This is a genomic window from Candidatus Methanoperedens sp. (assembly GCA_027460535.1).
Classification (GTDB): domain Archaea; phylum Halobacteriota; class Methanosarcinia; order Methanosarcinales; family Methanoperedenaceae; genus Methanoperedens.
The window spans coordinates 15,521-37,318 of record JAPZAR010000023.1 but is presented as its reverse complement, the minus strand read 5'-3'; the positions used below and the strand labels follow the sequence as shown (position 1 = coordinate 37,318).

Here is a 21,798-nt window from a genome sequence, read left to right as displayed (position 1 = left end):
GGTGTTTGTCACCGCACTGCATGCATGCATTTTCAATGGCTCTTAAATAATCAATTTTAGATGGAATATGTTCGGTCAAACAATTCACCTCTTTGTTTCTTACAACCTGAAAATGAATAAAGTTTTTGTTTTGCAAGATTTTGGAAAAACTGCAATAAACCCGCAAGATTTAATACATACCTCGTTTATTTAGTTTATTGGGAATATGTCCTCTGAACTCAAAAGTGATGAATATACCCTCTCGGCAGTGAATGCAAAGAATGAAGTCATAGATGTCGTGGTCTGTAAGTGCGGGCATTGCAATGAGCACGTCCCCAAAGTGGGGACATGTCCGGACTGCAATACCGAATATGTACACACCAAAACGGTTGAGAATCCGGAAACCGGTTTTCTCCATTTTATTTATGAATGTGGATGCCCCCCCGCAAAAAGGAAAGCCCAGAAGATAATCAAAATAAATGACGGGAACAATAAGGCTTCAAATGAACCATCGTCAACGGATGAACTCAGAAAAGGTTTCTATTAATACCGACATTTGAATACCATAACAGATAGAAAATACGCAGGTGTGTTCAAACAGGACTAATCAATAAATAACGGAAAACGGGACCCTGGAATCAAATGCAATTCCTCAGCCGTCGTTAATAGCTTCTCAACAGCCACTATGCCATCCGCAATGTCCAGCGTATATTCATTCACGTAAAGGCTTATGTGCTGGCCTATCACATCATTCTCCATTTCCTGTGCATTTTTTTTAATATATTCTCGCGTAAGTGGGCGATTCCGGAATGCAAACTCGACACTCTTTTTGAGCAGAAAATCGATTTCACCTATTACTTTTGCGCCCAGCTCTCTTTTTGCGAATATTCCGCCGAGAGGTATAGGCATACCTGTTTCTTTCTCCCACAATTCACCGAGGTCCAGTATCTGCACAAGACCGTATCTGGGGTAAGTGAACCGCCCTTCATGGATGATCAGACCTGCGTCCACCTTTCCCAGACTTACTGCGTTCAGTATGCGATCAAAAGGCATCTCGATCACATTTTTTAAATGTGGCGCAAATAACCTTAAAAGAAAATAAGCCGTGGTCATCTTCCCGGGAATAGCTATAGTTTTCAGGTCAGAGCCCTGATTCCTGGCCACGATCAGCGGCCCGCACCCTCTCCCAAGCGCGCTGCCAGAATGAAGAAGACAGTAATCCTTCCTCAACAGGCCAAAGGCACTAAATGAGGCTTTGGTAACGTCCAGCTTTTTTTGCAGGGCCATCTTGTTCAGGGTTTCGACGTCACGCAGTATTTCTGAAAACTCAATATCCCCTTTCACTTTTTTATGCACCAGCGCATAAAAGATGAACGTGTCATTGGGACACGGAGAATAACCTAATGAGATCTTCTTCATTTTAACCTTTTGACAAATTCAATTACAACCTTATTGCAGTTTGAGACTGCCAGCGGTATATTCCATTTTTTCAGGTCTCTATCCTCGATGATGTTGCTTATACCCCTGATCTCGATCATGGGAATCCTGTAGAGAGCACAAATATGCGCCACGGCAGCTCCTTCCATATTCTCGCATATGCCATCAAAACGCTTCATCAGGAGTTCCCCGCTTTCACGCGTTCCCGAACATTGCGATACAGTTACAAAATTGCCGATCATTGCATTAAAACCTGCCTCTTTAGAGGCTTTGATTGCATGCTCTTTCAGCCCTGCGTCCATAGGAAAAGTATTGTAATATTCTCTTTCATTCTTCAGCAAAGGGAATCCTGTGAATTCCATGGATTTCCAGCCTTCCCTTGTCATTACTCCTTCCTCGCCGTAATTTTCGCTTTCCGCAATGGCAATATCACCAATGCTTTTTGAATATGCTCCCCCGATACCGAAAAGGACCAAACAGCCTATATCGTAATTTTCGAGAATTAAAGTTGTGGAATGCGCTGCATTTACCTTGCCTACCCCGGAATGTGTAAGGATAACAGCTTTTCCATGCAATTTCCCTTCATAAATGACTTTGAGCTCTTCACCTGGTCGGGGTTCAATCTCTCGCCTCAGTTCTTTTGATTCAAGGGGTGTGGGCGTGATCAGTGCAAGATTCATTAATCGTTAATATGTTTCATAGAATAAAGCTTTTATATTCTACCACTTACCAGAGCGTAGTATCGAAAAAAGCAATCCCATCCCCAAAAAACCTGCAAGCAAAAACCCGAAAATCCCGAGCACCGGCACACCCCAGATGCGTGGTGCCATACCAGTCTGAATAATAAGAGATGAACCAACTATAAGCGCAGAAATTATCATACTGAATGAGAGCCTGTTGCTTATTATATCCAGTTCCTCGACATATGTCTCAAGACCCTGGTGTTCCAGTTCAAATTTCAGCATTCCCTTTTCCACTTTAGTAAGTATATGACTGAATTTCTTTGGAAAAATTTTAATTAAATGGATAAGGTCACTTACCACTATTTCAGTTTCTTTCAATATATGAGTAGCTTTGGCCCGCTCTTCAAGCATCCTTTTAACATAAGGCTCGGTCAACTCCCCAAAATTATGTTCGGGGTCAAGTTTGCGGCTGATTTCATCCCTTATGAAAAGCGTTTTTGATAGCAGCATGAGATTTGTGGGTATCTTTCCTCTATTTTTTGCAAACAAATCAATTATATCGCGTAAGAACGCAGTCGGGTCTATGAATTTAGAGGATAGATCGTAATATTTATTCAAAATTTCTTCAAGTCCTATTCTGAGTATTGGGCTTTCACCTCCCTCATCTCTGATCAATCCCATTTCTGCAAGGGCTTCCATGAGGAAATCTACATCATTTATCTTAATTGCTATTATGAGATTGGCAAGGTTTTCATGAAGTACTGGGTCGATGTGACCCGCCATCCCGAAATCGAGGAAGATAACGACTCCCTCCTGGGAGACCAGAATATTGCCAGGGTGGGGGTCGGCATGATAAAAACGGTCTTCGAATATCATTTTTAGATATGCGTTCGCAAGATCCATTGAGATTTTTCTCCTGTCAAGCCCCATTGCCTCGATTTGTTTGATATCAGAGATCTTGATGCCTTCCGAATATTCCTGGGTCATAACGTGTTTTGTTACATAACTCCAGTATACCTTTGGGATTTTGACTGTCGTGCTCCCTTTAAAGTTGACGTAAAACCTTTCCGCATTCTGGGCTTCATGGGCATAATCGATTTCTTGCCTTATTATGCGAGAAAATTCATCCACGAACCCGACTGGATTGAAAAATTTACTTTCTTTTATATGCTTTTCGGCGAATTTTGCAAGGCTCATCAAAATAGCAAGGTCGGTTTGGATGACATCTTCCACGCCAGGGCGCATCACCTTAACTGCAACTTCTTCACCTCCAGCAAGCCTGGCACGATGGACCTGCCCAATCGAAGCCGCAGCAAGAGGTTCTGGATCGAATGATAAAAAAATCTCTTCAATATTTTTCCCAAACTCCCTTTCGATCACTTTTTTTACCTCTGCAAATTCAAAAGGTGGAACACGGTCCTGCAGCTTGGAGAGCTCTTCTATATATTCAGGAGGTATAAGATCATGACGCGTGCTCAGTATCTGCCCGAACTTGATAAATGTGGTCCCGAGCTCTTCTAAAGCAAGACGCAATCGTTCTGCTTCCGATAATACGAGCAACTGTTCTCTGAGAGGCCTTGGCCCGAATACTTTCTCCCGAAACGAGCGGAAAGGACGAAGTCCAAACCTGTCCACGAGATAACCAAAGCCATGCCTTATCAAAACATCGACGATTTCCCGATATCTCTTGGCGTAGGCAACGCCCTTATTCAGAAGGCTCACATCATCCTACTTCCATTATTTTTTTGAGAGGGATTTGACTGTTTTTTCAAGGGAATCGATCTTCCGCTCAAGAGCTTCAAGATCGCTTTTCATTACAACCCCGCTCTTTTCCATTGTCTCTTTGACTTTTGCATTGATCTTATCTTCAAGATCTTTGACCTGCTGTTCCTTCTGGGATAGGACCTCTTTGACGAATTTCTTACCTTCGTCCCTGCTAATTTCCCCTTGTTTTATCATTTCCTGGGTAAATTCTTCGGCTTTTTCCTGTGTCAGGGAAATTACCCCGATGCCGAACAATCCCATTTTCTTAAACATCTCCGACATTTCTGACATTTCATTCCTCCTTAAACAATCCTCGTCGTTGACCGATTGATGATTCCCAGTCCTTTTCAGGCGCAAGATTTAAATAACGCCCCAGTATGAAATTAGTTTATTAACTGATAAATCTTTTTGAAGAAGGAGAAATATGAAATTGATTTTTAGTGGTGTAGTGATCCCGGTGTCGACGATAGACTGGTACGGGAGGTCTGTTACCGTCGTGTTCTTCAACGGATGTAATTTTAAATGCCTTTATTGTTCCAACAATAAATTTATTGAAGTGTCGAACCAGAGACTTGAGCCGCTCTACAAGGGAGGGAACGTAGTCAATATCGAAGAAATTGAGAAAAATATCCTTGATTCAAGACCTTTCATAAGTGCGGTGGTATTCTCAGGGGGTGAACCCACAGCGCATCCTTTGGAACTGGAGCATCTTGCGAAATTCGTGAAGGAACAGGGTCTGCTTGTGGGCATTGAGACAAACGGATACTATCCTGAACGCCTGAGGAGATTGATCGAGGCAAAACTCGTTGATAAGGTTTTCCTCGATATCAAATCCCCGCCTGATGATGTCTTGAGATACAGCATGATCACAGGAGGAATTAAAGACGCAGGTGAACATGCTCTCAAGACTCTGGATCTCAAGGGTGTTGATATTGAGGTCAGGACGACAGTTTTTCGGTCCTTTTGTGAGGTTCCGGGATTTATTTCCGGGATTGCCAGTACTCTTGCAGGACATAGTTGCACTTATGTCATCCAGCAGGGCATCCCCGAATATGCACCGGATGAAAAATTACGCAACGAGAAGCCTATTACCAGGGATGAACTTGAAGCTCTTGCCCGAAAAGTTTCTTTCTTGAAGGATGTAAGGATAAGGACCAGGGAAAAAGGGGAAGAAAAGATAACTTAGTTCCATTTTTCCATAACTTCAAATCCGTTTGAAGTTAAAGATAAGTTTATTTATATATAAGCCTTATTTATGTTCATCATGGCAGGTGAATGAGATGGTAAAGAGAATGCTTTTGGTAGGCATAATGCTGTTTATTAGCGCAGTGGTTTTCACTGGATGCCTGGATAATAAAAAGGTAGACGTTAACGTTACAAAAGATTCTGTTATACAAAATTCAAATACAAAAGTCTTGAACATATCTGGATTTGAGACCACACAGGGTCTTAAAAAATTCTCCTCGGTCCAGGAGATCCGGGATTTTCTCAATACGAACGCTAACAGTCAAAATTATAACACATTTGGAACTGTTCTTGATATACGGGGGAATATGGCTATGGTGACCCCAACACCTGCATTGATGACCGGATATATTAATGGCGTGGCAATACCAGCTGCACCGCCGACCGGAGGAGCAACGCCTATTTCGAAGGAAGCCATATCAGTCCCATCGGCAGGCGGCCAGGGAACAGCCGACTATTCAAAAACGAACATCCAGGTTGAGGGAGTGGACGAGGCTGATTTCGTAAAGAACGATGGCAAGTATATCTATGTTATTTCACAAAATAAACTGGTCATCGTTGATGCATATCCGGCTGAGAAAGCAAGTATTCTTTCCGAGACTGAAATACCGGGAAGGCCCAAAGATCTTTTCATTAATGGAGACAGGCTTGTGGTTTTCACAGAGAACGACCATCAGGTGACGCTTTATCCCGAATATGAATACAGACCTATACAGAGATATACCCAGAATACGAGCGCATTGGTCTATGATATCTCGGACAGGACAAAACCTGAGCAGGTGGAGAGTTATGACATCAATGGGAATTACTTCCAGTCACGGATGATAGGTGATTACGTATATTTCATAGTAAAGGACAGCGTTTATTATTACGCCAACGTCGTTGATGTCCCTGCGATCAGGCAGGGTTCAGGGAGAATTATGATACCTGACGTGTATTATTTCGATAATCCCGAACAGAATTATGTATTCCACACGATCGCATCCATCAACATAAGATCAAAAGGAATTAATGCAAAATCATTCATGATGGGCTATTCTGACAACCTGTATGTTTCCAGCAACAGTATTTACTTGACATACAACAAGAACCTTCCGTATATGTATTACCAGAAGGAGCAGGAGGAGAGGTTCTATAATGTTATCGTGCCGCTGCTTCCAAAAGATGTTCAGGATAAGATTAGAGGAATAAAAGACAGCAAGCTCAATTCCCAGGAAAAGTGGGACAACATCTCATCCATACTGGAAGAAAATTACAACCGCATGTCTGAAATAGAGAAAAATGAATATTTCAGCAATATTGAAAAGGCGGTTGAGGAATATGAAGTAAAACAGGCGCAGGAAAGGGAGAAGACAGTCATCCAGAAGATAAGTATCGATAAGGGGGATATTGAATACAGGGCAAAAGGGGAAGTGCCAGGCAGCCTGCTAAACCAGTTCTCCATGGACGAATCCGGGGATTATTTCAGGGTTGCCACAACAACGCAGTTCTGGACAGGACATGGATCTGTGCAATACAACAATGTTTACGTGATGGATGGAGAACTCAACATAACCGGGAAACTGGAAGAGATAGCGCCGGATGAGAGGATATACTCGACCCGATTCATAGGAAACAGACTTTATATGGTAACCTTTAAGCGGATGGATCCATTGTTCGTAATAGACCTTGCGAACCCTGAAAAACCTGATATACTCGGGAAACTCATGATACCAGGTTTTTCCGACTATTTGCACCCGTACGATGAAAACCATATCATTGGGGTGGGCAAGGAAACAGGAGATAACGAATGGGGCGGAGTATCCATAAAGGGTGTTAAGCTTTCCCTGTTTGATGTTTCAGATGTCAATAATCCAAAGCAGCTTGACAAATACGAGATCGGCACTGCTGGCACTGATTCTGAGGCGCTGAGAGACCACAGGGCATTCCTCTTTGACAGGAAGAAGAACCTGCTCGTGATCCCGATAAGGGAAGTTTCTGAGGATCGCGTATATGGAAAGTATGGCGACTACTACAACAGGCAGAAAGTATGGCAGGGCGCCTATGTTTTCGGGATTACCCCTGAGGACGGGTTCAAGCTGAAAGGCAAAATCTCGCATCTGGATGACTACGAGGACCAGAACTATTACTGGAACTCACCCAGCGCAGTAAGGAGATCGTTATACATGGATGATGTGCTTTACACCATCTCTGCACGAATGATCCTTATGAACAACCTAAGTGACATGAGCAAGATAAAAGGCATTGACCTGCCATTTGAGATCAATAAATACTATAATTACATGTGGAATTGACCTTATTAGGATGCAATGCGTAAAGCATCGTTCGGTAATGGCTTAATGCGTGTTGCATCCACTTTTCAATTTCTTAACCTCTATTCATAGAAAATTTTATTTTTGGAACAGCAATTAATAGCATTATAGTTCCGGACCTCGTTCATTTAATAAAAAGGCGGGAATTAATGTCAAAAATAATCGATGAAATAGTCAAAAACCCAAAGCTTTTAGAGTATTTTAAGAAAAAACCTGAAAATAACCTCGTCAAGATCCAGACTTTAACAGGTTCGACATATGTGGGATATATCAAGGAAAGCGATGAGGATGGCGTCTGGTTCGAACCATTATTCAATGACTTTCACCCCGCCTATATTTTCAAGAGCGATATAAAAAAGATCATCGTACCCACCAATCCAGAAGAAGAAAAAGATTCGATAAGCAGACAGAAATCCTGGTTCAAATAGCGATGAATAATAAAGCCAAGTAAAATCTCTCAATCCTTGTTTTTGTGGATGCGCCTCTTGCATGCTGTTGCTGTTGCAATGCTTGCTCCGTTATGCAATTTATAATCTCGATATACTGAGGCTGCATCAGTTTCGTATCAACACCGCAACAGTTGAAAATATTTAAATCAGGGTTAGCATGATTACGAAATACCCGCATCATTTGTAAACTTTCTTTCTATTCTCAAACGTTTCATGCCCAGATTTCATCAAGCTCGTCAGAACTTCTTATCTCATGTATTCTGCCTGCTTTTACATCATTCCTGGACCGCTTTATCCCATTCATAAGAGTCTTATCATTCATTATTTCAATGGTTTCGATCAGAGCTTCCAGTTCATCTTTTAATTTTTTTAAATTATTAAATGTATCAAAGCTTATGACCATCTCATTTTGTGTCATAGTTTCTGGCATAATTATCAACTATCTGGAATCTGTTTGATGTATATATAAACCAATTGCTTGGCTGGATAAATGTGACGTCTTGAACTCTCCCGCCCCCATCGGCGGGCTTCACACAATAAGTTTCGTACTTTGATTCAACTTATCTTTCACAATCCACTCTGATTTGACACCTATGGCGGAGCCATACATCAAGGGTTGCGCCCCTGAGGATACGCCCTCCCGAGGCATGACTCCGGGCGCCTTCATTTGCGGTTTCTTATTCGTAAACCATATATTTACTTCACAAGCAGCTTCATCAACTTATGCCCCTCAACAAGCCCGAAAACACCCTCTTTCGCCGCAAACTCATCGAACCTGTCCACGTAATCAGCGCTTTCATTCGAAGAATAGAGCGCGAAAGGAACAGGGTCTCTTGTATGCGTCCTGATGGAAAGGGGTGTGGGGTGATCAGGCAAAACAAGGATCCTGTAATCTCCGAACCCGGCAAGTTCATTAAGCATCCCACCAACGACTTTCTCATCGAAATCCTCGATGGCCTTGATCTTCGCTTCTATGTTCCCCATATGCCCCGCCTCATCGGGCGCCTCCACATGAACAAGGACAAAATCGCGCTCCTTAAGGGATTCAAGCGCATATGCAGCTTTACCTGCGAAATTGGTGTCCAGGTATCCTGTAGCGCCGGGAACATCTATGACTTCCAGACCTGCATACTTCCCGATCCCTTTCAACAGGTCCACAGCCGAGATAATCGAACCCGATAATCCATAAAGCTCCCTGAATGTAGGCATATCTGGCGCCTTTCCCTGCCCCCAGGGCCATATAAGGTTCGCCATGTTCTTCCCATTTTTTTTTCTCTTGATGTTTATCTCATGGCTCTCAAGGATGGATTTCGATGCCCTGATAAGGTCGATCAGGATCCCGGAATCTTCACCCCTGGGCAGGACATCATCTACCGGCTGTCCGACCACATCATGGGGCGGGGTACATACAGCCCTCTCCCCCTTTTTCATTACCAGTAAATGCCTGTAACTCACGCCCGGATGAAACTTACAATTTCCTCCAAGTTCATTGTCCACAGCATTGATAAGCACCCGCGCTTCATCACTTGAGATATGGCCTGAACTATAATCCGCCAGCAATCCGTTCTTTTCAGTGATCAGGTTGCATCGGAACGCAATGTCATCCTTTTGAAGATCTACACCTATGCTTGCAGCTTCAAGTGGCCCCCGCCCCGAATAATATCTTTCTGGGTCGTACCCCATTATACACAGGTTAGCCACATCGCTCCCGGGCGGCTTATCATCTGGAACTGTTCTCGCAGTGCCGTTCCTGCCGTGCTTGGCGATAAAATCCATATTCGGCTTGTTGGCAGCCTGTAGGGGTGTGAGATCGCCAAGTTCTGGTATGGCATAATCAGCCATTCCATCGCCAATGAGAATGATGTATTTCATGCCGCCCACTAAAGAGAGATAAATACAAGAAAATATCGGTCAAGTTGCGAGTTCCGGCAAATCTTTAAAGAGATTAAATGGATTTTGAAAAAAGGAAAATTAACCTTTGACAAACAACGCAACCAACAGAACCAGAACGATTACGAACTGCGGCATTATATAATATTTAACCATTTTCTGTATCCCATTTACACGATTGTTTAATTCATTCAATTGCACCGTTAGTTTCACCATGGATTCATCAACTTGCGGTGATGGGACGATTTTGACAGGTTCAGACACTGCCACAACGGCCTGCGGCGTTATAGCCTTCACGGTCTGGGCGGTTCTGATAGTTTGATTGAGCGTATACGTTTTCTTGGGTTTGACGATTACCGGTCTTACCTTCTCGATAGGTTTAAAATTCGGATCTCTTCCTTTTCCCAACGTTTGAAATATTTGATCTTCAGTTACATCCAGGATTGACATATTGTACCCTCGTATATACTATAATGATATAACCCTTATATAATTCTTTTTCTATCATATATGATATTGATGTTGATTTTAGACATCGCCGGCAATCCCAATAATTATTTAATTGCTATATTATGCTCACCAGATATGGTTATCTTTAATTAGACCAGAATCAATTAATGGTCATGATCCATATCCTTGAAAATGTCGAAAAGTGGACATGCGAATACAAAAAATGCGGCGCAAAATGCTGCATACCTGGTATCCAGCTTACCGTGGCAGATATAAAAATGATAAAGGCGCTCGGATATTCGCCGGACGATTTCCTGGATTTTGATGAGGCGAAGCAGGTCTTCAGGATAAAAGAAAAGGATGGCAGGTGCTTTTTCCAGGGCAAAAAACTTGAATGCATGATACGGGAGAATGAGCCCCTTGTCTGCCGTCTGCTCCCCTTCAAGATCATGGAAGTCTCGTATTCCGATGAACCTATAATGCGCCTTAAACCAGTAGTTGACTGTCCAGGTGAGGGACATGGTAAGAAAATAGATAAAAAGAAAATCGAAGCTGATGCAGCCTCGTTCATTCGTGAAAATCAAAAACTTATCAGGGATATGAGGACAAAAGGTAAAAAAGGAGTTATGGTGGAACTCTAATTTCCCGCTGGTCCAGTATATAGTTGATGATGCCGACGCATGCGGAAGCCAGATATGCCTTCTGGCCAATTGAGACTTTTTTCCCGTATCTAAGGACGAATTCTTCATCTTTCCTTGGCAGCCCCACCTGGTCGCCGAGAACAAATACCGGGTCTGTTCCCAGGTCAATAGTTCGTATGCTTTCGCCGGACTCTTCCAGGACAAAGATGTTGCTCTTTTCTTTTACCAATTGCTGCAGGCTTTTCTTCTGGACATGAACCCCAGGATGCGACCTGCCTGAAAGGATATTCCTCAATATGTCTTCCCACGTCCTCTCATCCAGCCTTGCATCTCTCAGATCCCTCCCGTCAACAACAAGTTCAAGAGGTGGTGATGGGGGGCCTCCGAGGATGGCATGGAAAATCACATCCCTCCTGATAGAATGCGACATAAAGAGGGACATCAATATGCACTGATACACTACGTCCAGCCTGCCGGCTTCTATGAGGCTCTTGAATCGAGGACCTGTACTGCCTGTCCTGGAGTAGAGGATGAATTCGCGCATAGGGAATCTGGATAGACCCGTTGGCTTATTTAGATTCTGCTATTTTTTACTCGAAATGCTTTACCTCACCGTTTTGAGCGAATTCTCAAATATTTCAAGACCTTTATCTATCTCATCGCTTGAAATCACGAGGGGAGGCACGAATCTGATAACAGAGTCACCTGCAGGGAGCAGGATCAGCCCTTCATCAAGGGCCTGCTTTACGATCCAGTTGCGCTTTTCGGCAGCTGGGTCCTTATTTTCCTCAACGAATTCCACGCCGATCATAAGGCCGATGCCCCGGACATCCCCAATTATCGGATATTGCTCCTTGAGTTCGTTCAGGCGCTTTACCAGGTAATTTCCTTTCTCAACCGCCTTATCGCCGAGCCTGTTGCTTTCCATGAACTCAAGAGTTGCAAGCCCTCCGGCAGACGCAAGCAGATTGCCCCCAAAGGTATTGGCATGGGCTCCTGAAGGCCAGCTCATTATCTTACTGGTAGATAACGTCGCGCCAAGAGGTATTCCCCCGCCGATGGATTTGGACATGCACACGATATCCGCCCGCACGCCAAAATTCTCAAGTGCCATGAATTTTCCTGTCCTGAAACCGCCGCTTTGGACTTCATCTGCTATCATCAGGATGTTGTTCTCATCGCATATCCTCCTTATCTCCTTATGGAACTCGGCAGGCGGTACGATGAACCCACCCTCCCCCTGTATGGGCTCCGTAACAATGGCTGCGGTGTCCTCGGGCGAGAGTTCTCGCTTGAAGATGGTTCGCTCGATCTCCTTTGCGCAGGATATGCCGCACTGCGGATATTCGAGGTCAAGCGGACATCGGTAGCAGTAAGCATAGTCTGAGTGAATGACCCGCAATGATGGGAAATGCTCCTTATGGCGGATTCTGGAACTTGTCAGCGAGAGCGCGCCGAGCGTCCTTCCATGGAAGGCCCGGTAGAACGCCACCATGCTGTTCCTTTTCGTGTACCAGAATGCAAGTTTCATGGCCGCCTCGACTGACTCAGCGCCTGAATTAGATAGAAATACCTTCTCATATCCCGTCATCCGGCAGAGCTTTTCTGACAGCTTGACCGGAATCTCAGCATTGAAATCGGAGAAACCGCAGTGAACCATTTTTTCCATCTGCCCGCATACCGCTTCTCTGACTTTTTTATTATTATAGCCGATATTCATTACTGCCACGCTTGATGCAAAATCAATGTATTTGTTACCGTCAACATCAAAAATCGTTGAGCCTTCAGCATGGTCGACAACCAATTCATAGGGGCGCGTCAGCGCCGACATGACCTTGGCGTCCCTGTCTATGATATCTCTGGATTTTTTTCCTGGTTTCCTCATGATCCCTCCTACTCTATGTCTATCTGCGCTTTCTGAAGTTTTCCGCTGTAATCGAAATATACTGTTTTTAGCTCCGTGAACTCCTCTATAGCGGTTGTACCGGCTTCACGCGTGCCGTTCCCTGTGGATTTCACACCCCCAAAGGGCAGGTGGATCTCAGAACCTATCGTCGGGGCGTTTACATACGTGATACCAGCTTCGATTTTTTCAATCGCCCTGAATGCGCTTGTCATGTTTTCCGTATAGATGGAAGAAGAGAGACCGTATTCCACCGAGTTGGCGATGTTTATCGCCTCGTCAAGGTCTCCGGCCTTGATCAGAGATACCACAGGTCCAAATATCTCTTCCTGCGCTATCCGCATATCAGGAGCGACATCTGTAAAAATGGTGGGCTCAAAAAAGTATCCCGGCAGTGGCTTTATTGTATTTCCTCCAAGCGCCAGTTTTGCTCCTTCATCTTTTCCGATCGCGACATACTTTGCGATTTTTTGAAGCTGCGAACCATTGATGACCGGCCCGACATCAATATTTTCATCAAGACCATTACCCAGCTTTAGCCGTTTTGTCCTCTGAATGAATCTCTTCTGGAATTCGGGCAGTATTTTTTCATGCACTATAACGCGGCTTGCGGCGGTGCAGCGCTGTCCAGTAGTCCCGAAAGCCCCCCACAGGACGCCATCGATGGCAAGATCGAGGTTGGCATCATCCATCACTATAATAGGATTTTTCCCGCCGAGTTCAAGAGAAACTCTTTTCATATCCTTGCCTGCCTCGCCAAGTATCCATTTGCCTGTCGCAAGCGAGCCCGTGAAAGATACCGCACGGATCTTCCTGTCATGGACGATCGCCCCGCCCACGCTCTTGCCTTCTCCCATCACGAGATTTAAAACGCCCTCCGGAAGTCCTGCTTCAGCAAGAATTTTAACGAGTTCAATTGACAGCAGCGGCGTATCGCTTGCGGGCTTGAACACGATCGTGTTTCCGGATATGAGCGCAGGCATTATTTTCCATGCAGGTATCGCTATTGGAAAATTCCAGGGAGTGATCAGCCCGACCACACCTATCGGTCGGCGAACGGTCATGGCGAATTTGTCAGGTAATTCGGAAGGCGTGGTCTCGCCGAGGAGACGGCGCCCCTCACCAGCTGCATAATATGTTATATCGATGGCTTCCTGGACATCACCCCGTGTTTCCTTCAGGATTTTTCCCATCTCAGCCGTCATGAGACGCGCAAGCTCTTCCTTTCGCTCCTCAAGCATCCTTGCAGCGCTGAAAAGTATCTTCGCACGCCTGGGGGCAGGCGTGCAGCTCCACGCGTCAAAGGCATCCTCCGCGCTGTCAACTGCGCGAGACACGTCCTCCTTTGATGCCTTATGGAGTTTCGCTATCACATCGAGGGTTGCCGGGTTGATATCATCAAAAGTCTCTCCCGTGCTTGATTCTGTCCATTCGCCATTTATGAAAAGTTTATACTCATGCAAACACTTCACCCGGTATTTAAGTTGGAGACTATGCTATTTTAAGGTTTTGTGAGTCATTTTTTCACATGAACCTTATCCCTTTCGGCATCTCCCCTACCTTCTCCATGAACTTATCCGGCCAGTCCTTCTGATCAAATCCTTTCTGTGCAAAGAACGTGCTCGCCCACCTCTCAAGTCCGATGCCGGAGCATCCGCTCCATACCTCCTTTCCTGACTGAGATTTCACATTGAAGCCCTTTGGATACTTATCGCCATTGATGCTCAGGTTCTGGAACTCAAGCCACTCGCCGTCTTTTCCGCGATATGGCAGCGGCGCCTCGAAATCAATGGTACCCACATCCTTTTTCTCGGCAAGCCCGGTAAGCCCTTCCTGGGCCATGAACCAGGGTGTGACCCATGCCATTCTCCATTCAAGGTCAAGTATGTCATTGAAGATTCGCTTGTAGCATTCCTGCATATTCTTTGAATGGGCGGTGACCTGCTCCTGGGTGCCTATGAAAACAAGCTCTATCCTGTGGAATTCATCCACCCTCTCCATGCCATGTATGCCGCCGCTCTCATACCTGTGCGATGTGCCGGAGCGGTCAAAAACCTTAATGGGAAGGGAATCTTCTGCGATGGTCTTTCCCTGAAGGAATGGCCAGAATGACGGGCATTGGGCATAGCACATGGCGCCGAGGGGTTTATCGATCTTCTCGGCGATGAGGTCAAGGGGCACTTCAAGTGTGACCTTGTAAGAATCAATAACCTCCTCCCAGAATGCGGGGTCTCTTGTCTTTGGGGGGCAGACGTAATATATCTCAGGATACACGCCCTTTGCATGACCTGAATGTTTCAATACGTCCCACGGGTCAAGCTTTGGGAATAGCATCTCTGTGTAACCAAGGGGCTCTATCACCTCTTCCAGGACGATCTGCTCAAATGTCCTGAAGATGCGGGTCATCTGAGCCCCGTGTATCCACTGGCCGCGGCCAACTGAGCGCCTTATCCATCCCCTCTTTTCGGCCTCAACCGTCGGGTCTGCTTTGAATTTCATCTCTTTCCTGGGGCTTTCCCACATCAGGCTCCAGTGCTCAGCCTTGCCGCCGAAGCTTTGCGCCGCTATCTTGTCCTCGATGAGAGAGATAATCCTGTCGGGAACCTTGTTCTCAAGTTCGGCTTCCCCGACATCGAGCGAGAGGGTTATCATCCCTTCTTTGAATTCGATTGTTTTCACATGGGGTATTTTTTTGGCCTGCAGCTGCTGTTCGGAAGGCAATGAAACTATGAATTCCTCGATTTCCGCCCCTCTTACTCCTATCCTGTATTCCTTACCAAGTACGCCTGCGAGGGGCTTGCGAAGCCTTATGAAGGCATCATGGGCTCGAAGGTATCGGTCCGATTCTATATCGAAGAACACGCTGTTATCCCTGATGTCCCATTCAAGAATCCTCGCGCCTCTCCCTGCTGGGACGCCTTTTTGCAGTATAGTTGTTTTTGCTTCTTCAATGAACTTTTCGATTTCAGCGCGTGCAGCGGATGCGTCGGCGCTTGTTTTATAACTGCCCTTCAGGTGAAAGTAAGGTTCCATTATATTCATTCCTTGATTTTTGGATACGAGAATATGGTCTTAATTGAGAGGTATGTACAAAAATATATCTTATTTTATTTGAGCACAGCATCCGGTGAATTTCTCATCTCTCTGAACATTTTCTCGAACATGTCCTCTAAAGAAGTAACCAGAAATGAGATTTTATGCGAGGGATGGGATTTGAACCCACGAACCCCTGCGGGATTAGCCCCTGAAGCTAACGCCTTTGACCGGACTGGGCGACCCTCGCATTTTACGCCATACATCGCGTAAGTTATATATCGGATAAATTCCAACGTTTTCTATGCTTTTTTCGTGATTCTTAGTCATAAATCTTATGTTATGTTTCGTATACCCCTGAATCCTACGCCTTTGCCCCCGCAATAAGGGTTAAGACAATAATTTCAGGAGCAGTGCTTTCTGCGTATGCAGCCTGTTCTCTGCCTGGTCAAACACAGCAGAGTTCGGTCCATCGACCACATCCGCAGTGATCTCTTCGCCCCTGTGTGCCGGAAGGCAGTGGAGTACCATCACATCATGCTTGGCCTGTTCTAAAAGCTTACTGTTGATCTGGTATCGCCGCAGGTCATGCATCCTCTTGTCATATTCTTCTTCGTTCCCCATTGAGACCCATACATCTGTGTACAGGATGTCGGCATTCTTGGCGGCTTTCACGGGGTCGCCGATGACATTGATTATTCCACCGAGTTCCTTTGCCTTTTCCACGATCCCGGACTCTGGCTCATATCCCGGGGGACATGCCGCTGTCATTTTCATGCCCATGAGGGCGCAAGCAAGAATGGCAGAATTGCATACATTATTTCCATCCCCGACCCAGGTGAAATTCAGTCCTTTGAATTTTCCTTTGTATTCACGGATCGTCATAAGGTCGGCAAGTAACTGGCAGGGATGTTCAAGGTCAGACAGGCCATTGATAACAGGTATGGTAGCGTGTTTTGAAAGTTCTACGAGGGTCTCATGTTTGTACACACGGCCCATGATGGCATGAACATAGCGCGACATCACACGTGCGGTATCCGGGAGGGATTCCCCCCGCCCGAGCTGCATATCTTTATAATTCAGATAGATCGCATGGCCTCCAAGTTCAGTCATAGCTACCTCGAATGATATGCGGGTGCGGGTAGATGATTTTTCAAAAAGCATACCGAGTGATCTATTTTTCAAGGTGTCCTGGGTTTTTCCCCTTTCCCTTTTTTCCTTCAGGTCAGATGCCGTTTCAAGTATTGAAATAATATCGATATAAGATAAATCTGCAAGAGACAATAAATGAATTGGCAAAATCAGGACACTTCCATTGGTTTGCACTACAATTGTAGATACCTATTTAAATTCCTTTTGATAAACTATCATTTAGATGGTACTGTCAAACCAGAAAAGGGGTGTTGGTCATGAAACTCTATGAATACGCAGCCAAGGATATATTTTTAAAATACGGCATTCCGATACCAAAAGGAAATGTGATTATTGATCCCAATGATGCCAGGGAAAATGCAGTAAAACTTGGTGTTGTAGTCGTAAAAGCGCAGGTCGCCACAGGAGGGCGGGGGAAGGCAGGCGGTATTGCTGTCGCATCAAACCAGGTTGATGCAGTAAAGGAAGCCCGGCGGATTCTTGGCATGTCAATAAAAGGAATGCCTGTAAGAAAAGTCCTTGTCGAGGAATATAAGAAAGCAGAAAAGGAGATGTACCTTGGGATAACCATCGATAGGTCGGCGCGCCGTCCCATCATAATTGTCAGCCAGGAAGGCGGTGTCGATATCGAGGAGATCTCCAGAATTTCACAGGAAAAGATCATGCGGGTACACATTAACCCGCTCACCGGGATACACGATTATCAGGCAAGGAACCTTGCGTCTTTCCTGGACAGGGAAAATTCAGCCGGGATCGCTGAAGTGATTAAAAAGCTGTATCACGTTTTTATAGATAATGATTGCATACTTGCGGAGATCAACCCTCTTGCTTTGACAACTGAAGGGATTTTTGCTCTTGACGCAAAGATGATAGTAGACGATAATGCTCTTTTCAGGCAGGATGTTGAGGGAGAAGAACCTGACGCACTTGCTGCTCTTGCAAAGAAAAACGGGATGAGCTACGTGGGTCTTGATGGGGATATCGGGTGCATAGTCAATGGTGCGGGTCTTGCAATGGCGACCCTGGACATGATCAAGCAGCATGGAGGCGATCCTGCAAATTTCATGGATGTTAGAGCCGGGGCAAATGCTGAACAGGTAAAGACTGCCCTGAGAATCGTATCATCCAATAAGAACGTGAAAACCGTGCTTATCAACATTTTCGGCGGTCTCACCAAATGCGATGAGGTAGCCCGGGGAATTATCGATGCCGGGTCGGAAATCAATCTGCCAATAGTCATCAGGCTCGCCGGGACCAATGAGGAAAAGGGGCGAGCGATGCTTGAAGGGCTCGGAATAACATTTGCGATGTCTACAGAAGAAGCTGCAGGGAGAGTGATTGAACTTGGGAATCCTGATCAATAAAGATACACGGGTCCTGATCCAGGGGATCACAGGCCATGAAGGTTCATTCCAGGCACAACAGATGCTGGAATTTGGCACGAATATTGTCGCCGGGGTCACACCTGGAAAAGGAGGGGAAATGATTCATGGTATCCCTGTTTTTAACTATGTCAAAGAAGCTGCGGACAGCGTAAAACCGAATGCATCTGTTATTTTTGTTCCCCCCAAATTCGCACCCGATGCTATTTTTGAAGCCATTGATAGCAACATAGAACTCATCGTGGCCATAACCGAGGGTATTCCCGTACATGACATGATTCGGATATGCGCTTATCTTGAAGGCTCCTCATCAACACTTCTAGGACCGAATTGCCCCGGCATTACCACCCCGGGAGAATCAAAGGCGGGAATAATGCCGAATAGAATCCACATGCCTGGAAATGTCGGCCTTGTTTCAAGAAGCGGGACGCTTACTTATGAGATAATTGACCTCCTCTCCAGGAACGGTATCGGACAGTCAACTTCCGTGGGAATAGGAGGGGATCAGGTTTCAGGGACTTCGTTCGTGGATATTCTAAAATTATTCGAAGATGACCTGGAGACACACGCCGTTGTACTCGTAGGCGAGATAGGGGGTAGCGCCGAGGAAGATGCTATCGATTTCATAAATAGGATGAGCAAGCCAGTTCTGGCGTATATAGTAGGTGTTTCGGCTCCGCCCGATAAAACTATGGGCCATGCTGGTGCCATTATCTCTGCCGGGAGCGGCACTGCACTTCTGAAAATACAGGCATTTGAGAACGCCGGGATAGCTGTGGGGAAAAGCCCGGCGGATATTGTGCGCCAGATTAATACTATATTAAAAAAATAATATTTTTTTGATTATGCACCATGGAAATCTTTATATATAGCAAGGCTACCTAGTATGTATTGGAGGCTTACATTATGATAATCATTACTATGAATAATAGTTATGATTACTTAGCGGCGTCCGAGCCCGATACCTCCTACGGGTTGCTCTTCTGTCGCTATTAGGGGGTGGAAATCCCCCCTCGGACAATACTTTCATTTTGCAATAACAAAAACTATTAATCTTTCCGAACTATTATGCCGCAAGTATGAAGAAAGTAGTACTTGCATATTCAGGCGGACTTGACACATCTGTGTGTATACCCCTTTTGAAAGAGAATTACGGTTGCGATTACGCGATCACGGTGACCGTGGATGTTGGGCAGCCTGAAAAAGAGATAAAACAAGCAGAGAAAAAAGCAGAACAGATAAGCGATAAACATTATACCATAGATGCCAAAGAAGAGTTTGTAAGAGACTACATCTTCCCTCTGATCAAAGCAAATGGCAGCTACGAAGGTTATGTTCTAGGAACTTCGATAGCACGCCCCTTGATAGCAAGGAAAGTAGTGGACATAGCGCAAAAAGAGAATGCCCAGGCGCTTGCTCATGGCTGCACAGGTAAGGGGAACGACCAGCTGCGGTTCGAGGCAGTATTCCGGGGCACGGATCTTGATGTCATTGCACCGATGAGGGATATGAACCTCACCCGAGAGTGGGAGATAGATTATGCAAAAAAACACGGGATACCCGTGTCTGCCACGAAATCCAAACCCTGGAGCATTGACGAGAACATCTGGAGCCGCAGCATAGAGGGGGGACGGCTTGAAGAACCCGATTATATTCCCCCAGAAGAGATATTCGAATGGACTGTATCGCCGGAAAACGCACCTGAAGCAGAGGTAATTGATATCGGTTTTGAAAATGGTGTGCCGGTATCGTTGAATGGTGACTCGATGGTTGGCGTTCCATTGATACAGGAACTCAACAGGATTGGAGGTTCGCATGGTGTCGGGCGCACGGATATGATCGAGGACAGGGTGCTGGGCCTTAAAGCCAGGGAGAATTATGAACATCCCGCTGCCACGATACTTCTGACCGCTCACAAAGATCTTGAAAAACTTGTTCTCACAAGAGACGAACTGCGTTTCAAGTCAGGTGTTGATGAAACGTGGAGCGAGCTTGCTTATAAAGGTCTGGTGGATGAACCCCTGTATTCCGATCTTAATGCCTTCATTGACAGAACCCAGGAAAGGGTGACCGGGAATGTGAAGATCAGGCTCTACAAAGGCAGCGCAAAGGTCATCGCCAGAGCATCGCCATTTGCCCTCTATTCCGCAGATCTCTCATCCTTTGACAGCAAGACCATAGACCAGAAGGATGCTGAAGGTTATTGCAAGTATCACGGGTTCCAGGCAAGGATGTTCAGGAAGTTATGTTAGGAAAAATGCCTTGTGCATTAAGTAATTTCCACTAATGAGTATAGCGCCTTAAGAGAAAACAATGCTCCTCTTTTAATTTTTTGGTTTTATTCGTGCTCCAACTTCACCGCCACAGGTAAAAGGCTCTATCTCCACCTGTGACCCTTCTTTGAGGCCTAACTTATCACATATCTCTATTGGTATGGTGATTATCAGGCTATTATCGGACTTCCGAAGTTTTACCACTTCACCCATGTTATCACATTTTTTATTAAGGTATTTTAGTATCGCTTTATTATTAGTTAAAACAGAATCAATATGACGCTGCTTTCAGCCTATATATCCCAGATCCTCTTCCTTTCTCTTCTTTTCCTGCGTATCTTTCAAATACTTCTTGAAACCTTCATCAAATTTCTTCGCCTCAATTTCAATCCTGCTCAAATCAATGTCAATAGCAAGAAGCTCGGAGACTTTTTTTATTCCGGCATGACTTGCTTTTATATCCAGTGCCTCTGGAAAGGCGGTCTCACAGAGCAGGGCTATTCCTTTTATTCCTTTTCGCAAGGCATATTCCACCACGAGGCCGTTGACCCCGCTTATTTGAAGGCTGCTATCCGCTATCTTTACCCCTTTGCCTTCTAAGTGTAGCAGAAGTTCAGGCGTGGTCGCAACCCCGAATACTTCCGGATCTTCAACAAATCTTTGTACATGTGTCGCTATTACCGTATAAATAATGTCAACTCCGCAAAGCTGTGCTGCTTCGACTATTTTCTCGGCGAGCTCATTATCCTTTACAGCATAGCCAAACTGGATGTCACCTGAGAAAAATATGATATTTTCTTTCTGCGAGTAGAAGAACTTAAAAGGGCTTATTTCCCTGTCAAACGGTACTACCAGGCCTTTTTCAAAAAAGGCAATGGAAGGTGAAAGATGAGGGATTGGAATATCCGCAAATAATTCAGGCTTCAAGATTTCCATAAAATAATTGACAGTAGTCCTGGCAACCATACCCATACCCGGAAGTCCTACTAGCATGCGAGGTTTTTCCAATTCCGGTTTCTTTAAGAATCTTAATTCCATATCTTTTCCTGATCTAAAAAGCCTCTTTTCATGTCATCATTATTTCATGCTATATAATCATTCCATATAATTCATCTTCCCGAACTCAAGTTATCGCTTGCTTATGGAATATGTGACCATCTTTCTATCCAAACGCAGATCCTTCCTTTTATACTGTTGTATCAAAC

The 21,798-nt window shown here is 45.1% G+C and carries 23 protein-coding genes and 1 tRNA gene; 8 read left to right on the top strand and 16 right to left on the bottom strand.

Annotated elements, in window-relative coordinates; all coding sequences use genetic code 11:
• Positions 1-205 precede the first annotated feature (205 nt).
• Positions 206-526 carry a hypothetical protein gene (locus O8C65_09730; GenBank protein MCZ7357202.1) on the top strand — a complete coding sequence of 107 codons (321 nt, stop codon included), beginning with the start codon at positions 206-208 and terminating at the stop codon, positions 524-526.
• Between the two features lie 56 nt (positions 527-582).
• Here the strand turns inward: O8C65_09730 and O8C65_09725 are convergent, their stop codons facing one another.
• Genes O8C65_09725 through O8C65_09710 form a run of 4 tightly spaced genes read right to left on the bottom strand, consistent with a single transcriptional unit; the run spans position 583 to position 4,154 of the window.
• Positions 583-1,398 (bottom strand): 1,4-dihydroxy-6-naphthoate synthase, encoded by an 816-nt coding sequence (locus tag O8C65_09725; GenBank protein MCZ7357201.1) that lies wholly within the window; start codon positions 1,396-1,398, stop codon positions 583-585.
• Positions 1,395-2,096: a futalosine hydrolase gene (gene mqnB, locus O8C65_09720; GenBank protein MCZ7357200.1), complete on the bottom strand. Its 702-nt coding sequence runs from the start codon at positions 2,094-2,096 to the stop codon at positions 1,395-1,397. The genes O8C65_09725 and mqnB overlap by 4 nt, the downstream gene beginning before the upstream one ends.
• A gap of 39 nt (positions 2,097-2,135) precedes the next feature.
• Positions 2,136-3,821: an AarF/ABC1/UbiB kinase family protein gene (locus tag O8C65_09715; GenBank protein ID MCZ7357199.1), complete on the bottom strand. Its 1,686-nt coding sequence runs from the start codon at positions 3,819-3,821 to the stop codon at positions 2,136-2,138.
• A gap of 15 nt (positions 3,822-3,836) precedes the next feature.
• Positions 3,837-4,154 carry a phasin family protein gene (locus tag O8C65_09710; protein ID MCZ7357198.1) on the bottom strand — a complete coding sequence of 106 codons (318 nt, stop codon included), beginning with the start codon at positions 4,152-4,154 and terminating at the stop codon, positions 3,837-3,839.
• Positions 4,155-4,287: 133 nt separating this feature from the next.
• Between O8C65_09710 and O8C65_09705 the strand changes: the two genes are divergently transcribed.
• From O8C65_09705 to O8C65_09695, 3 genes are all read left to right on the top strand, one after another.
• Positions 4,288-5,049, top strand: a complete 762-nt coding sequence (locus O8C65_09705) for an anaerobic ribonucleoside-triphosphate reductase activating protein (GenBank protein ID MCZ7357197.1) — start codon at positions 4,288-4,290, stop codon at positions 5,047-5,049.
• A gap of 94 nt (positions 5,050-5,143) precedes the next feature.
• On the top strand, positions 5,144-7,402 hold the full coding sequence (locus O8C65_09700) for a beta-propeller domain-containing protein (GenBank protein MCZ7357196.1): 2,259 nt from the start codon (positions 5,144-5,146) through the stop codon (positions 7,400-7,402).
• A 167-nt stretch (positions 7,403-7,569) separates the two neighbouring features.
• Positions 7,570-7,848 carry a hypothetical protein gene (locus O8C65_09695; GenBank protein ID MCZ7357195.1) on the top strand — a complete coding sequence of 93 codons (279 nt, stop codon included), beginning with the start codon at positions 7,570-7,572 and terminating at the stop codon, positions 7,846-7,848.
• A gap of 232 nt (positions 7,849-8,080) precedes the next feature.
• On the opposite strand, the gene O8C65_09690 is transcribed toward O8C65_09695, so the two are convergent.
• The 4 genes from O8C65_09690 to O8C65_09675 form a co-directional block, all read right to left on the bottom strand.
• Entirely contained in the window at positions 8,081-8,299 is a 219-nt protein-coding gene (locus O8C65_09690; protein ID MCZ7357194.1) for a hypothetical protein, read from the bottom strand.
• A gap of 99 nt (positions 8,300-8,398) precedes the next feature.
• The gene (locus O8C65_09685) at positions 8,399-8,536 is read right to left on the bottom strand and encodes a hypothetical protein (protein ID MCZ7357193.1); all 138 of its coding nucleotides are present in this window, start codon (positions 8,534-8,536) and stop codon (positions 8,399-8,401) included.
• 29 nt (positions 8,537-8,565) lie between these two features.
• Positions 8,566-9,741, bottom strand: coding sequence for a cofactor-independent phosphoglycerate mutase (locus O8C65_09680; protein MCZ7357192.1), 1,176 nt, complete (start codon positions 9,739-9,741; stop codon positions 8,566-8,568).
• Between the two features lie 99 nt (positions 9,742-9,840).
• Positions 9,841-10,209: a hypothetical protein gene (locus O8C65_09675; GenBank protein ID MCZ7357191.1), complete on the bottom strand. Its 369-nt coding sequence runs from the start codon at positions 10,207-10,209 to the stop codon at positions 9,841-9,843.
• A 167-nt stretch (positions 10,210-10,376) separates the two neighbouring features.
• Here O8C65_09675 and O8C65_09670 point away from each other — a divergent pair, with 167 nt between their 5' ends.
• The gene (locus tag O8C65_09670; GenBank protein ID MCZ7357190.1) at positions 10,377-10,850 is read left to right on the top strand and encodes a YkgJ family cysteine cluster protein; all 474 of its coding nucleotides are present in this window, start codon (positions 10,377-10,379) and stop codon (positions 10,848-10,850) included.
• Here O8C65_09670 and O8C65_09665 read toward each other — a convergent pair.
• The 6 genes from O8C65_09665 to argF all read right to left on the bottom strand — a co-directional run bounded on the left by O8C65_09665 (position 10,834) and on the right by argF (position 17,085).
• The gene (locus O8C65_09665) at positions 10,834-11,394 is read right to left on the bottom strand and encodes a tRNA (pseudouridine(54)-N(1))-methyltransferase TrmY (protein ID MCZ7357189.1); all 561 of its coding nucleotides are present in this window, start codon (positions 11,392-11,394) and stop codon (positions 10,834-10,836) included. The genes O8C65_09670 and O8C65_09665 overlap by 17 nt on opposite strands.
• A gap of 60 nt (positions 11,395-11,454) precedes the next feature.
• Positions 11,455-12,735 (bottom strand): aminotransferase class III-fold pyridoxal phosphate-dependent enzyme, encoded by a 1,281-nt coding sequence (locus tag O8C65_09660; protein ID MCZ7357188.1) that lies wholly within the window; start codon positions 12,733-12,735, stop codon positions 11,455-11,457.
• 8 nt (positions 12,736-12,743) lie between these two features.
• Positions 12,744-14,225, bottom strand: coding sequence for an aldehyde dehydrogenase family protein (locus tag O8C65_09655; protein MCZ7357187.1), 1,482 nt, complete (start codon positions 14,223-14,225; stop codon positions 12,744-12,746).
• A gap of 52 nt (positions 14,226-14,277) precedes the next feature.
• The gene (locus O8C65_09650) at positions 14,278-15,786 is read right to left on the bottom strand and encodes a serine--tRNA ligase (protein ID MCZ7357186.1); all 1,509 of its coding nucleotides are present in this window, start codon (positions 15,784-15,786) and stop codon (positions 14,278-14,280) included.
• A 165-nt stretch (positions 15,787-15,951) separates the two neighbouring features.
• A tRNA-Leu gene (locus tag O8C65_09645) sits at positions 15,952-16,036 on the bottom strand.
• A 140-nt stretch (positions 16,037-16,176) separates the two neighbouring features.
• Positions 16,177-17,085 (bottom strand): ornithine carbamoyltransferase, encoded by a 909-nt coding sequence (gene argF / locus O8C65_09640; GenBank protein MCZ7357185.1) that lies wholly within the window; start codon positions 17,083-17,085, stop codon positions 16,177-16,179.
• Positions 17,086-17,195: 110 nt separating this feature from the next.
• Here argF and sucC point away from each other — a divergent pair, with 110 nt between their 5' ends.
• From sucC to O8C65_09625, 3 genes are all read left to right on the top strand, one after another.
• Positions 17,196-18,302 carry an ADP-forming succinate--CoA ligase subunit beta gene (sucC, locus tag O8C65_09635; GenBank protein MCZ7357184.1) on the top strand — a complete coding sequence of 369 codons (1,107 nt, stop codon included), beginning with the start codon at positions 17,196-17,198 and terminating at the stop codon, positions 18,300-18,302.
• On the top strand, positions 18,277-19,152 hold the full coding sequence (sucD, locus tag O8C65_09630; GenBank protein MCZ7357183.1) for a succinate--CoA ligase subunit alpha: 876 nt from the start codon (positions 18,277-18,279) through the stop codon (positions 19,150-19,152). The genes sucC and sucD overlap by 26 nt, the downstream gene beginning before the upstream one ends.
• Positions 19,153-19,399: 247 nt before the next feature.
• Positions 19,400-20,572: an argininosuccinate synthase gene (locus O8C65_09625; protein MCZ7357182.1), complete on the top strand. Its 1,173-nt coding sequence runs from the start codon at positions 19,400-19,402 to the stop codon at positions 20,570-20,572.
• A 72-nt stretch (positions 20,573-20,644) separates the two neighbouring features.
• Here O8C65_09625 and O8C65_09620 read toward each other — a convergent pair whose 3' ends face one another.
• On the bottom strand, positions 20,645-20,806 hold the full coding sequence (locus O8C65_09620; GenBank protein ID MCZ7357181.1) for an AbrB/MazE/SpoVT family DNA-binding domain-containing protein: 162 nt from the start codon (positions 20,804-20,806) through the stop codon (positions 20,645-20,647).
• 75 nt (positions 20,807-20,881) lie between these two features.
• Positions 20,882-21,631, bottom strand: a complete 750-nt coding sequence (locus O8C65_09615) for a PAC2 family protein (protein ID MCZ7357180.1) — start codon at positions 21,629-21,631, stop codon at positions 20,882-20,884.
• Positions 21,632-21,798: the final 167 nt, after the last annotated feature.

Coding starts and splice junctions, on each gene's coding strand:
- O8C65_09730 (MCZ7357202.1), top strand. CDS start 206: ATGTCCTCTGAACTCAAAAGTGATGAATATACCCTCTCGGCAGTGAAT.
- O8C65_09725 (MCZ7357201.1), bottom strand. CDS start 1,398: ATGAAGAAGATCTCATTAGGTTATTCTCCGTGTCCCAATGACACGTTC.
- mqnB (MCZ7357200.1), bottom strand. CDS start 2,096: ATGAATCTTGCACTGATCACGCCCACACCCCTTGAATCAAAAGAACTG.
- O8C65_09710 (MCZ7357198.1), bottom strand. CDS start 4,154: ATGTCAGAAATGTCGGAGATGTTTAAGAAAATGGGATTGTTCGGCATC.
- O8C65_09705 (MCZ7357197.1), top strand. CDS start 4,288: ATGAAATTGATTTTTAGTGGTGTAGTGATCCCGGTGTCGACGATAGAC.
- O8C65_09700 (MCZ7357196.1), top strand. CDS start 5,144: ATGGTAAAGAGAATGCTTTTGGTAGGCATAATGCTGTTTATTAGCGCA.
- O8C65_09695 (MCZ7357195.1), top strand. CDS start 7,570: ATGTCAAAAATAATCGATGAAATAGTCAAAAACCCAAAGCTTTTAGAG.
- O8C65_09690 (MCZ7357194.1), bottom strand. CDS start 8,299: ATGCCAGAAACTATGACACAAAATGAGATGGTCATAAGCTTTGATACA.
- O8C65_09685 (MCZ7357193.1), bottom strand. CDS start 8,536: ATGAAGGCGCCCGGAGTCATGCCTCGGGAGGGCGTATCCTCAGGGGCG.
- O8C65_09680 (MCZ7357192.1), bottom strand. CDS start 9,741: ATGAAATACATCATTCTCATTGGCGATGGAATGGCTGATTATGCCATA.
- O8C65_09675 (MCZ7357191.1), bottom strand. CDS start 10,209: ATGTCAATCCTGGATGTAACTGAAGATCAAATATTTCAAACGTTGGGA.
- O8C65_09670 (MCZ7357190.1), top strand. CDS start 10,377: ATGGTCATGATCCATATCCTTGAAAATGTCGAAAAGTGGACATGCGAA.
- O8C65_09665 (MCZ7357189.1), bottom strand. CDS start 11,394: ATGCGCGAATTCATCCTCTACTCCAGGACAGGCAGTACAGGTCCTCGA.
- O8C65_09660 (MCZ7357188.1), bottom strand. CDS start 12,735: ATGAGGAAACCAGGAAAAAAATCCAGAGATATCATAGACAGGGACGCC.
- O8C65_09650 (MCZ7357186.1), bottom strand. CDS start 15,786: ATGGAACCTTACTTTCACCTGAAGGGCAGTTATAAAACAAGCGCCGAC.
- sucC (MCZ7357184.1), top strand. CDS start 17,196: ATGAAACTCTATGAATACGCAGCCAAGGATATATTTTTAAAATACGGC.
- O8C65_09625 (MCZ7357182.1), top strand. CDS start 19,400: ATGAAGAAAGTAGTACTTGCATATTCAGGCGGACTTGACACATCTGTG.
- O8C65_09620 (MCZ7357181.1), bottom strand. CDS start 20,806: ATGGGTGAAGTGGTAAAACTTCGGAAGTCCGATAATAGCCTGATAATC.
- O8C65_09615 (MCZ7357180.1), bottom strand. CDS start 21,631: ATGGAATTAAGATTCTTAAAGAAACCGGAATTGGAAAAACCTCGCATG.